Annotated in this window: 10 protein-coding genes; 3 read left to right on the top strand and 7 right to left on the bottom strand. The window is 68.9% G+C overall.

Annotated features, from left to right (window positions below):
• Nucleotides 1–251 precede the first annotated feature (251 nt).
• The 4 genes from AB0H76_RS14305 to AB0H76_RS14290 form a co-directional block, all read right to left on the bottom strand.
• The gene (locus tag AB0H76_RS14305; RefSeq protein WP_357322608.1) at nucleotides 252–2,615 is read right to left on the bottom strand and encodes a SpoIIE family protein phosphatase; all 2,364 of its coding nucleotides are present in this window, start codon (nucleotides 2,613–2,615) and stop codon (nucleotides 252–254) included.
• Entirely contained in the window at nucleotides 2,612–7,132 is a 4,521-nt protein-coding gene (locus AB0H76_RS14300; RefSeq protein ID WP_357322605.1) for a HAMP domain-containing protein, read from the bottom strand. The genes AB0H76_RS14305 and AB0H76_RS14300 overlap by 4 nt, the downstream gene beginning before the upstream one ends.
• 193 nt (nucleotides 7,133–7,325) lie before the next feature.
• Nucleotides 7,326–8,261: an anti-sigma factor RsbA family regulatory protein gene (locus tag AB0H76_RS14295; protein WP_357322602.1), complete on the bottom strand. Its 936-nt coding sequence runs from the start codon at nucleotides 8,259–8,261 to the stop codon at nucleotides 7,326–7,328.
• 114 nt (nucleotides 8,262–8,375) lie between these two features.
• Nucleotides 8,376–9,347, bottom strand: coding sequence for a nitroreductase family protein (locus AB0H76_RS14290; RefSeq protein WP_357322600.1), 972 nt, complete (start codon nucleotides 9,345–9,347; stop codon nucleotides 8,376–8,378).
• Nucleotides 9,348–9,575: 228 nt separating this feature from the next.
• Between AB0H76_RS14290 and AB0H76_RS14285 the strand changes: the two genes are divergently transcribed.
• Nucleotides 9,576–10,124: a hypothetical protein gene (locus tag AB0H76_RS14285; RefSeq protein ID WP_357322597.1), complete on the top strand. Its 549-nt coding sequence runs from the start codon at nucleotides 9,576–9,578 to the stop codon at nucleotides 10,122–10,124.
• A 71-nt stretch (nucleotides 10,125–10,195) separates the two neighbouring features.
• Here AB0H76_RS14285 and AB0H76_RS14280 read toward each other — a convergent pair whose 3' ends face one another.
• Complete coding sequence (locus AB0H76_RS14280; protein ID WP_357322594.1) at nucleotides 10,196–10,480, bottom strand: hypothetical protein; 285 nt, start codon at nucleotides 10,478–10,480, stop codon at nucleotides 10,196–10,198.
• Nucleotides 10,481–10,724: 244 nt separating this feature from the next.
• On the opposite strand from AB0H76_RS14280, the gene AB0H76_RS14275 reads away from it, so the two are divergent.
• Entirely contained in the window at nucleotides 10,725–11,564 is an 840-nt protein-coding gene (locus AB0H76_RS14275; RefSeq protein WP_357322591.1) for an SAM-dependent methyltransferase, read from the top strand.
• A 75-nt stretch (nucleotides 11,565–11,639) separates the two neighbouring features.
• Complete coding sequence (locus AB0H76_RS14270; protein ID WP_357322588.1) at nucleotides 11,640–13,055, top strand: MDR family MFS transporter; 1,416 nt, start codon at nucleotides 11,640–11,642, stop codon at nucleotides 13,053–13,055.
• A 7-nt stretch (nucleotides 13,056–13,062) separates the two neighbouring features.
• On the opposite strand, the gene AB0H76_RS14265 is transcribed toward AB0H76_RS14270, so the two are convergent.
• Nucleotides 13,063–13,821, bottom strand: coding sequence for a class I SAM-dependent methyltransferase (locus AB0H76_RS14265; protein WP_357322585.1), 759 nt, complete (start codon nucleotides 13,819–13,821; stop codon nucleotides 13,063–13,065).
• A 54-nt stretch (nucleotides 13,822–13,875) separates the two neighbouring features.
• Nucleotides 13,876–15,288, bottom strand: coding sequence for an amino acid permease (locus AB0H76_RS14260; protein ID WP_357322582.1), 1,413 nt, complete (start codon nucleotides 15,286–15,288; stop codon nucleotides 13,876–13,878).
• Nucleotides 15,289–15,420: the final 132 nt, after the last annotated feature.

Below are 15,420 nucleotides of genomic sequence, written 5' to 3'. Positions count from 1 at the left end.
AGCCGGCCGACGCGAATTGCGCAGCTCCGACCAGAAGACCAGCAGGACAGTGGAATACGCGGCGGCGACCGCCACCAGCGGCACACCGATCACGATCAGCAGCGTTGTTACCCACATGAGCGTCTCTCTTCGCCGGTCAGCAGCCCTCCCCGGCTTGCCCACCTCGCCGTGCCGCAGACCTGGATGGCAGCGCAATACCCACACCCACTGTCTTGCAACGCTTTCCGGTCACGCCACCACTGTGAGGCCGATCACATATCGGGGGCGGCGCCGACCTGGATGCCGACCACGCAGGTGTCGTCGTCGGTGTCGGCATCGCTGCCGTCGAGCAGGTGCTCCAGCCGGTCGTCGAGAGTTCCGGTGAACTCGGCCGAGATCGTCAGCAATCGTTCCACGCACTGGTCCAGCAGGCGGTCGCGCCGCTCGATGAGACCGTCGGTGTAGAGCAGCAGGGTGTCGCCGGGCTCGAGCCGGAGTTCACCCTCCTCGTAGGCCGCCTCGGGCACCGCGCCCAGGATCACGCCCCGCAGCTCGGCGAGCGGGGCCGCGCGCCCGGCCCGCACCAGCACCGGCGGCAGATGCCCCGCCCGCGCCCAGCGCAGCACCCGGGTCCGCGGATTGTAGAGACCGCAGATCGCGGTGGCGAAGATGCTGTCGGTGAGGTGATGGGCCACCAGGTTCAGCCAGGTCATCATCTGCCCGGGCCCCGCGCCGGTGGTCGCCAGGCCGCGCAGCGCGTTGCGCAGCACCACCATTCCGGTGGCCGCGGTGATGCCGTGGCCGGTGATGTCGCCGACCGACACCAGGATCTCCTTGGACGGCAGCACCAGGGTGTCGTACCAGTCGCCACCGACGAGGTGGGCCTGCTCGGTGGGCCGGTACCGCACCGCGATCCGCAATCCGAACGCGTCGGCGGCGGGCTGCGCGTCGGGCATGATCGCCTGCTGCAACTGCCGGGCCAGACTGCTCTGCTGGGCGGCGTGCACCTCGCTGTCGGTGAGCCGGTCCCGGGTGGCCGACAACGCGATCTCGGTCCAGTGCTGGGCCGAGACGTCCTGATAGGCGCCGCGCACCGCCAGCAGGTGCCCGGCCGAGTCGTGCACCGGCTCCGCGATGATCCGGATGTGGCGGGTCACGCCGTCGGACCGGACCAGGCGGCACCCGGTGGAGGCCGGGCGGCGGTAGCGCAGCAGGGTGCGCAGGAAGCGCCGCACCCCGTCGGCGTCGGCGTCGTGGACGTGGCCGGGTAGGTGCGCCAGCGGAATCGGATCGGCGGTCGGCGCCAGCCCGTAGAGCGCGAAAACCTGATCACTCCAGGTGATCTCGCTGGTCACCGCGTTCTCCTCGAAGCCACCGACCCGGCCCAGCCGCTGCGCGTGTTGCAGCAGCGCGGCCAGTCGCGCCGCCTCGTCCTCCATCCGCCACACCACCAGCACGGTGTCGCCGTGGCGGGTGATGCTCAGCGCGGCCGCGACGGTCAGCGGAACCTGGTCGACCAGTTCGGTCAGCATGAGATGGTCGGCGCGGAAGGTGTCGCCGGTGGCGAAGACGTGCTCGATCCGTTCGAACAACTGCCCCTCGATGGCGGCCATCGGGTACATCTCCAGCAGCGAGGACCCGTGAACCAGATCCCGCGGTCTACCGGCCAGATCGACGAAACAGGTGTTGACGTGGTGGATTCGGAAGTCGGCGAGCTCACCGTCCGCGTCGAGCAGGGGCAGCAGCACCAGCGCCGGGTCGAACAGCCCGTCCGCCAGCCGGGTGAGTTCGGCGAGGTCGGACCGTTCGGCGGCCCGTAGCGCGGCCAGATCCGATTCCAAGGTGTGCGCGCACAATTCGGCGAGCGCCTCCATCTGCCGCAGTACCGGCGGCGGCTGCGGCGCGACCGGGCGCGGCCAGCAGATCTCGAGCACGCCGAGCAACTTCCCGCCCGCGCCCACCGGAATGGCCGCCCGGCCACCGCCGCGGTCCCCGATCGACGGCAGCCCGGACACGCCCAGATCCTCGATCCACTGCGCGTCGCGCTGTGCCAGCGCCTGCCGCGCCAGCGTCGCCACCCCGGGCGGCACGTAGCGCCACCGTTCGGCCTCGTGCGCGCCGATCCCGGCGAAGCCCACCAGCGACAGCGACGCGTCGGTGCCCGCCGACCAGATCGCCACGGCCGTGGCGCCCAGCGGCGCGACGGCATGCTCGAGCACCGATTCCGCGACCCGCTGGGTATCGCCCGCGGCGAGCAACCCGCTCTCGGCAGTCCGCAGCCGCACCGCCGCGGTGGCCTCGCTCCCGGCGGCGGTGTTCAGCAGGAACTCCCCCACCGCCGCGCTGATCCGGTCCTGCGCCGCCTGATTGACCAGGTCGGCGGCCAGCTCCAGCACCGTGAAACCCGCTTGCCGCGACAGCGTTTCCAGCTGGGTGGCGGCCTGCGCGGGCCCGCACCGCAGCCGTTCGATCAGCACGCCCTTGGCCATCTCGATGAGCGCCCGCCCGTCGGCATTGGCCTGGGCTTCCCGGATCTGCTTGCGCAACCGCTCCACCGTCGCCGCGAGGCGCGTGATGGACGGCGCCGGGCCCGAGGGCCGCTCGAAAGCGAGATCGTGGGTATCGGAATCGGTCATCCGGTACCGAGCCAGTGTTCGATGCAGGCGAGCAGCGCGTCCGCGTCGACCGGCTTGGTCACGTAGTCGTTGGCGCCGGAGGCCAGACTCTTGTCGCGATCACCCAGCATCGCCTTGGCCGTCACCGCGATGATCGGCAGACCCTCGTACTGCGGCATCTCGCGGATCGTCGCGGTCGCGGTGTAACCGTCCATCTCGGGCATCATCACGTCCATCAGGACCAGATCGGTCTCCGGATGCGCGAGCAGCTTGTCGATACCCTCGCGCCCGTTCTCGGCGTGCAGGGCGCTGATGCCGTGCAGTTCGAGGATGCTGCTGAGCGCGAACAGATTACGGGCGTCGTCGTCCACGATCAGCACGGTCCGGCCCGCGAGCCGGCCGAACTGCCGCTGCGGGGCGGCCGTGGCGGTCTCCTCCCGGCGAACCAGCGGTAGCACGTCGCCCGGCGCCTCGGCGGTGACGTGCAAGGCGATACGCTCGCGCAATTCGTCCAGGCTGGACAGCAACTCGAGCGAATGGCGCGTACTGCGTTCTTGCAGCAGCCGCTCCTGTTCGGCATCCAGCCTGCGGTTGTGCACCAGCACCGGGACACCGCTCAGCGCGGCGTCGGCGTCCATCCGCTCCAGGAACATCAGCGCGGCGCTGTCGGGCATGTCCAGCTCCAGCACCACGCAGTGGAACGCCTCGGCGGCCATCGCCGTCGCCGCTTCCTCCACGCCGATCACGCTGACCACCTGGACGGGACCGCGCGGGTCGTTGCCGGCGGCGAGATCGGCCACCGCGCTCTGCGCGACCAGCGAGAGCAGCCCGCGCGGCCGCTCCTCCACGACCAGCAGCTTGCGCTGCTGCTGCGGCGCGGCCAGGGCGGCCCGCGCCGGCCGGCTGGTGCTGGGCCGGGCTTCGGCATCCTCCGGGTAGGGCGCCTCCTCGAAATCCGGGCGCGCGACCGGCAGGTAGAGGGTGAACGTACTGCCCTGGGCGAGCGCGCTTTCCGCGGTGATGGCGCCGCCGAGCAGGTAGGCGATCTCGCGGCTGATCGACAGGCCGAGACCGGTGCCGCCGTATTTGCGGCTGGTGGTGCCGTCGGCCTGCTGGAACGCGCCGAATATCGACTCGAGCTGGTGCTCGGCGATGCCGATGCCGGTATCGATCACGCGGAACGCGATGGCCGGGCCGTGCCGGCGCACCGCGGCGGGGAGTTCGCGCGCGTCGGCCGGCTCCATCCGCAGCTCCACCGAGCCGGTCTCGGTGAACTTCACCGCGTTGGACAGCAGATTGCCCAGCACCTGCCGCAGTCGTGAATCGTCGGTGAGCAGGTCCGCCGGCAGGCCGGGGGCGCTGCTGATCCGGAAGCCCAGGTTCTTCTGCGTGGTCACCGGCCGGAACGTGGCCTCGACGTAGTCCAGCAGCTTGCGCAGCGGCACCCGTTCGGGCGTGATGTCCATCTTGCCCGCCTCGACCTTGGACAGATCGAGGATGTCGTTGATCAGCTGCAGCAGATCCGAGCCCGCCGAATGGATGATGCCGGCGTACTCGACCTGCTTGGGCGTCAGATTCCGCGCCGGGTTCTGGGCCAGCAGCTGAGCCAGGATCAACAGGCTGTTCAGCGGGGTGCGCAGCTCGTGGCTCATGTTCGCCAGGAACTCCGACTTGTACTTCGAGGCGAGCGCGAGCTCCTGGGCGCGGGTCTCCAGCTCCTGGCGCGCCTGCTCGATCTCGAGGTTCTTCGCCTCGATGTCGCGGTTCTGCATGACCAGCAGCGCCGCCTTGTCCTCCATCTCGGCGTTGGACTGCTGCAATTCCTCCTGGCGGATCTGCAATTCCTCCGAGCGCGCCTGCAATTCGATGGTCAGGCGCTGGGATTCGGACAGCAGTTCGTCGGTGCGCGCGTTGGCGACGATGGTGTTGACGTTGACGCCGACGGTCTCCATCAACTGGTCGAGGAAGTCGCGGTGGATGCGGGTGAAGTGGTGCAGGGAGGCCAGCTCGATCACGCCGAGCACCTGGTCCTCCACCACGATCGGCAGCACCAGCAGGTTGACCGGCGCGGTCTGGCCCAGCCCGGAGGAAATGGTGACGTAGTCGCCGGGCACGTTGTCCACCGCGATGGTGCGGCGGCTGCGCGCCGCCTGCCCGACCAGGGACTGCCCGAACGCGAATCGTGTTGCCGCGCCCAGGGCCTCGGGGCTGCCGTAGGAGCTGATCAGCAGCAGTTCCGGGCGCTGCGCGGTGTCGTCGGCCAGGTAGAACGCGCCGAACTGCGCCGAGACCAGCGGCGCCAGTTCATCCATGATCAGCTCGGCCACGACGTTCAGGTCGCGCTGGCCCTGCATCAGGCTCGAGATGCGGGCCAGGTTGGTCTTGAGCCAGTCCTGGTCCTGGTTGGCCTTGGTGGTCTCGCGCAGCGATTCCACCATCGAGTTGATGTTGTCCTTGAGCTCGGCGACCTCACCGGACGCCTCGACGGTGATGGAGCGCGTCAGGTCGCCCTCGGCGACAGCGCTGGTCACCTCGGCGATCGCGCGGACCTGACGGGTCAGGTTGCCCGCCAGCTCGTTCACGTTCTCGGTCAACCGCTTCCAGGTGCCCGAGACGCCCTCCACCTCGGCCTGGCCGCCCAGCTGACCCTGCGACCCGACCTCGCGCGCGACGCGGGTGACCTCGGCGGCGAAGGCGGACAGCTGGTCGACCATCGTGTTGATCGTGGTCTTGAGCTCCAGGATCTCGCCGCGCGCGTCCACGTCGATCTTGCGGGTCAGATCGCCCTGCGCGACCGCGGTGGTGACCTGGGCGATATTGCGCACCTGGTTGGTCAGGTTGTTCGCCATCGAGTTCACGTTGTCGGTCAGGTCTTTCCAGGTGCCCGCCACGTTCGGCACCCGGGCCTGACCGCCGAGCATGCCCTCGGTGCCGACCTCGCGGGCGACACGGGTGACCTCGTCGGCGAACGCGGACAGGGTGTCGACCATCGTGTTGATCACCCCGGCCAGCGCCGCGACCTCGCCCTTGGCTTCCACGGTGATCTTCTGGCTCAGATCGCCGCGCGCCACCGCGGTGGCGACCTGCGCGATCGAGCGCACCTGGTTGGTCAGGTTCGAGGCCATGACATTGACGTTGTCGGTCAGGTCCTTCCAGGTGCCGGACGCTCCGCGCACGGTCGCCTGACCACCGAGGTTGCCTTCGGTGCCGACCTCGCGCGACACACGCGTGACCTCGTCGGCGAACGAGGACAGCTGGTCGACCATCGTGTTGATGGTTTCCTTGAGCGCCAGGATCTCGCCGCGGGCGTCCACCCGGATCTTCTGGGTCAGGTCGCCGCCGGCGACGGCCGTGGTGACCTGCGCGATCGAACGCACCTGCGCGGTCAGGTTGTCGGCCATCACATTGACCGACTCGGTGAGGTCCTTCCAGGTGCCCGAGACGCCCTTCACGTCGGCCTGCCCACCCAGGCGGCCTTCGGTACCGACCTCGCGCGACACACGCGTCACCTCGTCGGCGAAGGACGAGAGCTGGTCGACCATCGTGTTGATCGTGTTCTTCAGCTCGAGAATTTCGCCGCGGGCGTCCACCCGGATCTTCTGGGTCAGGTCGCCGCCGGCGACGGCGGTGGCCACCTGCGCGATCGAACGCACCTGTGCCGTCAGGTTTCCCGCCATGAAGTTCACCGAGTCGGTGAGGTCGCGCCAGGTGCCGGAGACGCCCTTCACGTCGGCCTGCCCGCCGAGGATGCCCTCGGTGCCGACCTCGCGCGACACACGCGTGACCTCGTCGGCGAACGACGAGAGCTGGTCGACCATCGTGTTGATCGTGTTCTTCAGCTCCAGAATTTCGCCGCGGGCGGAGACGGTGATCTTCTGACTCAGGTCACCGCCCGCGACCGCGGTGGTGACCTGGGCGATATTGCGGACCTGGTCGGTGAGGTTGCCGGCCATGAAGTTCACCGAGTCGGTCAGGTCGCGCCACACGCCGCCGACGCCGGGGACCTCGGCCTGGCCGCCGAGCTGACCCTCCGAACCGACCTCGCGCGCGACCCGGGTGACCTCGTCCGCGAACGAGGACAGCTGGTCGACCATGGTGTTGACCGTGTTCTTGAGCTCGAGGATCTCACCGCGCGCGTCGACATCGATCTTCTGCGACAGATCGCCCTGCGCCACCGCGGTGGCGACCTGGGCGATGTCACGCACCTGGCTGGTCAGGTTGCCCGCCATCGCGTTCACCGAGTCGGTGAGGTCGCGCCAGGTGCCGGAGACGCCCTTGACGTCGGCCTGCCCGCCGAGGATGCCCTCGGTGCCCACTTCGCGCGAGACGCGGGTGACCTCGGAGGTGAACAGCGAGAGCTGATCGACCATGCCGTTGAACACCGTGGCTATCTCACCGAGCAACCCGTCGGCGTCGGTGGGCAACCGGGTGCCGAAATCACCGTCGCGTACCGCCGTCAACCCGGCCAGGAGCTGACGCAGCTCGACCTGGTCGGTCGCCTCGGGCACAACGCGGGCTGGCGCCGCCGTTTCCGTCATTCCCAATCCTCGCTGGTCGACCGATCCCGAACCCAGCGCAGCCACAGGAAGATCGGTGGCGAGCGAGGGATTACCGGCTGCGGGCACTCGCCCGCCCCGAAACTTTACGCCCTGCGCGACCGCCGCGAATCCCGAACTTTCCAGCCGCCGGGTCGACGGACCCGCAGCCGGGACAGCACCTTTGGGCGCGCGGTCAGAGGTCGAGGTAGAAACGAATCGTGGTGCCCGCCGCACTGGTGTGCACGCGCACCAAATCGGCCATGTAGTGCACCAGGATCAGGCCTCGACCACCCAGTTGCCCTGGCGCGGGCGGCCTTCGGCCGGCCAGCGGATCGGGCATCTGCCCGCCGTCGCGAACGTCACACACCACCTGGCCGCGCTCGGCCCAGATCGCGCAGGTCCCACGGCCGCCGCCGTGTACCACGCTGTTGGTGGTCAACTCCCCCACCGCGAGTTCCGCGTCCTGGAGCCGGACCCCCGACAGGCCCAGCGCGGCGGCCTGCTCGACCGCGAAGGAACGGACCGCGCGTAACTCTGCCGCACCGAACGAAAAGGTGGGTGCGTGCGGAACCGGCGGCAGCGGCTCGTTGTAGCGGGCCACGATCGCCGGCCAGTCGTAGTGGTCACTCGCCTGCTCGTGTCCCTGAATGATCATGGTGGGGTGGGTGATTCGCGCGTCGGCCAGGACATCGGCGGCTAGTCGCGTTTCGTCATAGGGGCACAGGATCGTCATCGGACGGCCCGCGAACGCCGCGTTGATCAATGCTTCGTGCTGCGCGCACGCGGGGTACTCGACCGGGCTGCGTTCCGCCCAGATCGGCTGGCCGATGACGCGCACGCGTCTGTCCGGGTGGGCGTCGGCGAACCCGCGCAGCACCTTCGGAATGATCCGCCCGGGATTGCGCCCCGCCTCGGTCATATCCAGGAACAGGATGCCGTCGGCGTCCGCGCCCAATCCGCTCTGGATCAGTTCCAAGTTGGGGGCGGGCACCGCTACGGCCGCCGGCTCCCCCGCGGCCAGGCCTTCGCGCAGAAACGACACGGTGTGCCGGGTGTATTCCGCTGCGGTGCGGTAGAAGAGGGCAGGATGCTCGAACGCTTGACGCTCGGCTAACGGGCTCACCTGCACAGCGGCCCTCCTCGAATTCGCCGACCCGCCCACACTGTATCCGGACGACCCCGGCGGCAAGGCACCGCCTACGAGACCGGCTGCTATTCGGTCTCGTAGGTGATCACCGGCTCCTCAGAACGGGAGCACATCCTCGGCCCGGCGGCGGGGCGTCTCCGCCAGCGGGGCGGCGCGCGTGGCCAGCCCGGCGCGGACCATCACCTGGGGATGCTTCCCCGCGCAGATCGAGAAGCGGATCTCCTCGCGCAGCTCGGGCAGGCCGAGTGGTTCGGTCTGCACGCAGGTGGCCAGGCCCAGGTCGGTGGCCGCGAGCAGGAGGGCGCTGAGGGATTCCCCGGCGCGCAGCTGGGCCGCCCGCTCATCGCTGTCGGTGGCGATCACCAGCCAGGTCGCCGCGTCCCGGGTGAGTTTCGGGTCGGCCAGAGCGGGATCCGCGAACGCGCGGCCGGGCAGCTCGTCCTCGGCGCGGACGGCGGCGGTGTTGCGGGCGGGCACGCCTTCGCGGGTGCCGCGGCAGCCACTCCAGGCGGCGAGCTCCGTTCGGTAGGGCACATCGTGTGCGTGGTGGCGCGCGGCCCGGCGAATCAGCTCGCTCAACTCGGGCCGGTCGGCACTCGCCACGGTTTGCACACCCGCACCGAAACGGGTGCCGTACTCGACGGCCGTTTTCAAGGAGAGTTCGGGCATCTTGCCCCAGTCGAACCGGCGGCGATCACTGCGGCGATGTGTCATCGCGGCCGCCAGCTGGATGTCGGTCGCGGTCGGTCGCCGGGGCGCCAAATCGAGGACCGCGAGATACTCGGGCACCGCCGGGTTCGGCAGCGTCTCGACTTCGCTGTGCCACCCGAGCGCGCCCAGCGCCACCCGCGCGTGATGCAGCACCGCACCGCAGCTGACGATCAGGGCCCGCTGGTGCGGATCGGTCGCGGGCAGATGCCGGGACGTGTCGGCGTACAGGTGCAGTCGCTCATTGATCAGATGCCATCGCCAGGGCTGGGAGTTGTGGACCGAGGGCGCCCGCTGGGCCAGCCCGATCGCTGCCCTGATCGTGTCGACGCTCGGATAGGCGCAGTTCATCGCTGACATTCACCCTTTCGAGTCGGCTCGTTCGCACTCCACCGTGCCCGTCGAACAGTCCCGTGACACCGGGCCGAAGGTCACCACGATTCGGGACCTATTGCCTCATTCGGCGATCAGACTGCGGCCCTTCACAATTCCATCACGGTTTAGTAACGGGAGCCGGGGGTAGTCCAGTGCTACGAGCCACCGCCGAAAACATTCACCAGCAGGTGCACCACGGAGGACAGACAGCTCATGCAAACCACAGGTCGGCCGACCATTGTCCCCACGCAGGTGCCGGGCGAATCCGGGATAACCGAGATGACGCTCCCGCTGTCGCGGCTGCACGTTCAATGGCGGGCCAGCGACGGACATTTCATCGTCCAGCACCCCGACGACATGCCCACCCCCGACGGCGACGACGACGAATTGCTCTGGCGACCGTGGCTGGGGCGCAACGACATGGTGGTCGCGACCTCCGGCCCGCCGCAGCCGCCCGAGCAGATGTGGTGGGCGGTGTGGGGCGAGGATGTCGGCGAGCCGGTCGATGTCCAGGTCGGCGGTCACTACCATCCGACCATCCAGGTGCTGGGCAAGCTGTGGTTCACCGAGTGGACCGGGTGTGAACAATCCGCCCTGGTCAGCACGGCGACCCGGGTCAGTGAGATCCATTTCGCGCCACCGGCGCCCACGACGCCGCTGCCCGCCGACGTCGCCGCCAGCGGCTGGCGCCACATCGAGACCCCGGCCAGCTTCCGGGATATCTCGCTCACCACACCGATGACGCCGGCCGCGGCGAGCTGAGGCCAGACAAACGGGACGGAGGCGATGGACCGCAGCGGTCCCGCCTCCGACCAGGTATTGCTGTGCTTACGTCAGATCACTGCGTTCATGATGGTGCCCGCGCTGGTGGCAACGGCACCGCCCGCCATGGCGCTGGCGATCATCTTCGGGGACTGCAGGCCGCCGCCATTCCACTTCTCCCAGGCAAAGCGGCCGCCGCCGTAGGTGATAGCCGTGATGCCGGAGAGCTGGACCAGCCAGGTGAAGTAGCGGCCCATCTGCATCAGCTTGTCGGCCAGCGGCGGCGCCTCGGGGGCGGGATTGCCGACGACCTGGGCTAGGACGGTGTCTTGTAGCGCGCAGAGGATCAGGCTCACTGTCATGCTCCTTTATGGATGCCGAGGTGAAGAATTCGCCGACCGTGCGGTCTTGTTCAGGCCCATTCAACAACACGGAAAAGGGGGGACCGGGCCGACACACCGGTCCTGTCGCGCCCCCTTGTCACGGAGTTTGCGCACCTCACCCAGTTTGCGGTAAAACCAGCGCTCTTGCTTGGGCGATACCGGCCCGCTGGAGGTTCGCTGAACATATTCTGAGCGGACGCCCAAGGAAGGACTCTCGATGGCGCAACCCCAGGTCCATACCAACACCGGCTTGTCGGCCAAAATCGACACCAGCATCGCGCACGAGGCGCGGGTCTACGACTATTGGCTCGGCGGAAAAGACAATTACCCGGCGGATCGCGCACTCGGCGACGCGATCGCCGGCCATATTCCCGCCATTCAGACCATGGCCAAGGCCAACCGGGCCTTCCTCGGCCGCTCGGTGCGCTATCTGGTCCGCGAGTGCGGCATCACCCAGTTCCTCGATATCGGCACCGGGATCCCGACCGCGGGCAACACCCACGAGGTGGCCCAGCGGGCCGAACCCGGCGCCCGCGTGGTCTACGTGGACAACGATCCGATCGTGCTGGCCCACGCCCGCGCGCTGATGTCGAGCTCGCCGCAGGGTAAGACCGCGTTCATCCACGCCGATCTGCACGACCCGGACAGCATCCTGAGTGATACGACGCTGGCCGACACCCTGGATTTCGACCGGCCGATCGCGATCATGCTCGTCGCCGTCCTGATGTACTTCGAGAACGACGACGACCCGCACGGCATCGTCGCGAAACTGCTGGCGGCCGTGCCGTCGGGCAGCTATCTGGTGATCACGCACCCGACCGCCGATTTCGACGAACGCGCGATGGCGCGCGTGGTGCACTCCGCCGAGGACGCCGGGATCACCTTCCATCCCCGCACTCGCGCTGAGACCGAATCACTGTTCGCCGGAACCGAACTCGTCGAACCCGGCGTGGTGCCGGTGGTGACCTGGCGCCCCGACCTCGCCGAGCGCGCCGCCACCCTGGTCGCCGATCCGGAATCGGCCTGGTACTGGGCGGGCGTCGGCCGCAAGCCGTAGCGCTGTCCGGGAATAGCCACGGGAGCGATACGTTCGTTGGAAGAAGTTAGTCCAACGAACGAAAGGGGCCGCCCGGTGGCGACCGAGACCGTGCAGGCCATCGGGCTCCGATCCGAGCGCGGGGCGGTGCTGGGGGCACTGATGCTCTCGACCGGTTTGGTCGCACTGGATTCCACCATCATCGCCACCGCGATCCTGACCATCACCCAGAATCTCGGCGGGTTCGCCCAGTTCCCGTGGCTGTTCTCCATCTATCTGCTCGCGCAGGCCGTGACGGTGCCGATCTACGGCAAGCTCGCCGACACTTTCGGGCGCAAACCGGTCCTGCTGTTCGGCATCGCGGTGTTCGCCCTGGGCTCGCTGCTGTGCGGGCTGGCGACCAGCATGGTCGGGCTGATCATCTTCCGCGCGATCCAGGGCCTGGGCGCGGGCGCGGTGCAGCCCATGACGCTGACCATCGCCGGTGATCTGTACACGCTCACCGAACGCGCGAAGGTGCAGGGCTATATCGCGGCGGTCTGGGCGACGTCCTCGGTGCTGGGCCCGCTGCTCGGCGGACTGTTCTCCGAGTACCTGAGCTGGCGCTGGATCTTCCTGGTGAATCTGCCCCTCTCGGCGCTGGCCGCGTGGATGCTGCTGCGGCACTTCAAGGAGACCGCACCCAAGCGGCAACGAGCCGGCATCGACTATCTGGGCGCGGCGCTGCTCACCGTCGGCGCGGGCGCGGTCATCCTGGCGCTGCTCGAAGGCGGGCACGCCTGGGCCTGGGCCTCGCCGACCAGCATCGCGATCTTCGCGGGCGGCGGTCTGGTGCTCGTCGCGTTCGCCCTGGTGGAGCGGCGGGCCGCGAGTCCGATTCTGCCGTTGTGGGTTCTCACCCGGCGGGTGCTGGTGGCGAGCAGCGTGATCTCGCTGCTGGTCGGTTCGGTGCTGCTCGGATTGACCTCCTACGTGCCGACTTTCGCGCAGGGTGTGCTCGGCAGTACCGCGCTGGTCGCCGGTCTGGGCGTGGGCGCGCTGACGCTGGGCTGGCCGATCACCGGCTCGATGGCCGGAAGGGTGTACATGCGCATCGGGTTTCGCAACAGCGCGCTGATCGGCAGCGGTGTCGCGATCGCCGGGGCAGCCTCGTTGCTGCTGGCCGGCGAGCAGTCCACGGTGTGGCAGCTGGCCGCGTCGTGCTTCGTGATCGGGCTGGGCATGGGCCTGGTGTCGACGCCGTCGATCATCGCGGCGCAGTCCAGCGCGGAATGGCACGAGCGCGGCGTGGTCACCTCGACGAACATGTTCGCCCGCTCTATCGGCAGCGCGGTCGGGGTCGCGGCGTTCGGCGCGATCGTGAACTCGCGGGTGCACGGCGCCGACAACCCCGCGCCCGCCGTGCTGTCCTCGGCGGTGCATCTGGTCTTCGTCGCGGTCGCCGCCTCGGCGGTGGTCATGTTCCTCGCGGCGCTGATGATGCCCGGCAAGCCCTGGCTGGACGCGGAGTAACCCGCGCTCAGACCGGCTTGCGGGCCTCGATCAGGAAGCGCGTGGTGGTCGCGACGAACGGGCCCTCGGCCGCGATCCGGTCGTGCAGGGCGCGCAGCTGGTCGCGGTACTGCTCGACGGTGAAGCCGGGGACCATCCAGATCACCTTGCGCAGGAAGTAGATGACGGCGCCGATGTCGTCGAACTCGGTGCGCAGTTCTTCCAGGCGCAGGTCGACCACCTCGAGGCCGGCGGCTTCGGCCTCGACGCGCGCGTCCTCGGGGCGGCGGCCCTTGCGCGCCTCCGGCTGCGGGCCCAGGAAGTATTCGACGAGCTCGAACACGCTGGCCGGTCCGACATGCTGGGACAGGTAGCTGCCGCCCGGCCGCAGCACCCGGGCGATCTCACCCCACCAGGCCCGCACCGGGTGCCGGCTGGTGACCAGGTCGAAGGCGTTGTCCGCGAACGGAAGCGGCGGTTCGTCGGGATCCGCGACGACGACCGCGCCCAGCGGATGCAGCAGCCCGGTCGCCTTGGCGACATTGGGCGGCCACGATTCGGTGGCGACCATGGTGCGCGGCAGCCGCGCGGCGCCGGCCAGCACCTCGCCGCCGCCGGTCTGGATATCCAGCGCCGCATCGACCTCGGCCAGCCGCGCGCTCATCAGACGCTGATAGCCCCACGAGGGTCGCTGTTCGGTTGCCCGGCCGTCGAGCCAGGAGAAATCCCAGCCGTCCACCGACACCGATTCCGCCTCGGCCACCAGATCTTCGAACGCTCGCGACATATCAGCGATCCTCTCACCGCCGTCCAGTGAATTTCCGTCCGGAAACGCCGATGCTCAGGCGGTGCGCTTGCCGAGCCGCGTCAGCGCGAGATAGCCGAGCCCGACCAGGACGGCCCAGCCGGCGCCGACCACCAGCGCGGTCCGGCCGCTCTCGGTCAGGAACAGCAGCACGACCACCAGCGCGAGGAACGCGAGCGCGAGCCAGGTGGTGACCGGCGCACCCGGCAGCCGGTAGTCGCTGGCGGGCAGCAGGCCGCGCTTGACCCGGCCGCGGTAGACGAGGTGGCAGACCAGGATCATGCCCCACACGAAGATGATGCCGATGGTGCTCACCGAGGTGATGTAGGCGAACGCCTTGTCCGGGGAGATCACGTTCACCACGACGCCGATCACCATGACCGCGGCCGACGCGCTGATTCCGACGTAGGGCACCGCGCGCGAGCTGAGCTTGTTCAGCGCGCCGGGCGCCTCACCGTGCAGCGACAGCGTGCGCAGCATCCGCCCGGTCGAGTAGATGCCGGAGTTGCAGGAGGACAGCGCCGCGGTGAGCAGCACGAAGTTGATCAGGCCCGCCGCGCCCGGGATGCCGATCTGCTGGAAGACCTCCACGAACGGGCTCTTGCCCTCCTCGAAGTTGCGCCAGCTCGACACCGACAGGATCACCACGAGCGCGCCCACATAGAACAGCCCGATCCGGAAGGGCAGTGTGTTGATCGCCTTGCGCAGGGTCTTGCGCGGCTCGCGCGCCTCCCCCGCCGTGACGCCGACGAGTTCGACACCGACGTAGGCGAACAGCACGATCTGCAGCACCAGCAGCGACTGGCCGAACCCGTTCGGGAAGACGCCGCCGTCGGCCCACAGGTTGGTCACCGTCGGGTCGGCCGCGTGGCCGAAACCGATGGTGAGCACGCCGATGCCGAGCAGGATCATGCCGATGATCGCGGTCACCTTGATGGTGGAGAACCAGAACTCGCCCTCGCCGAAGAGCCGCACCGAGATCAGGTTCGCCCCGAACATGACGGCCAGCACCACCAGCGCGGTGATCCACGCCTCGATGTCGAACCAGTACTGCACGTATTTGCCGGCCACGGTGATCTCGGCCATGCAGGTCGCCACCCACACCGCCCAGTAGGACCAGCCGGTCGCGAACCCGGCGAAGCGGCCGAGGAACTCGTGCGCGTACTCGGCGAAACTGCCGGACACCGGGCGGTAGGTGAGCAGTTCGCCCAGCGCCCGCATGATCACGAAAATGGCCAGGCCCGCGACCAGGTAGGCCAGGATCAGCGCCGGGCCCGCCTGCTCGATGGCGCCGCCCGCGCCGTAGAACAGGCCGGTGCCGATGGCGCCGCCGATCGCGATCATCTGGATCGTGCGCGGGTTCAACCCCCGCGCGTAGCCCTCCTCGGCCGGTCCGGCCGAGTCGGATAGCTCCGCGCCCGCGTGTAGCTGACGGTCAGAGGCTGTCATGGATGGATCCTTCCCTCTTCTCTCGAGGCGTCACGCTACCGCCAGGCAAACAGCCGGTGGTCATGCCACTGCGGTCGTCGCCGTTCTCGCTGGTAGATAACTGAATTCGCCGCCCCGGCGTTTCGGTACTTT

Source organism: Nocardia sp. NPDC050712 (assembly GCF_040654295.1).
Lineage (GTDB): Bacteria > Actinomycetota > Actinomycetes > Mycobacteriales > Mycobacteriaceae > Nocardia.
Note: the sequence above shows the minus strand (reverse complement) of the source record. Positions and strands in the feature narration are given on the sequence as shown.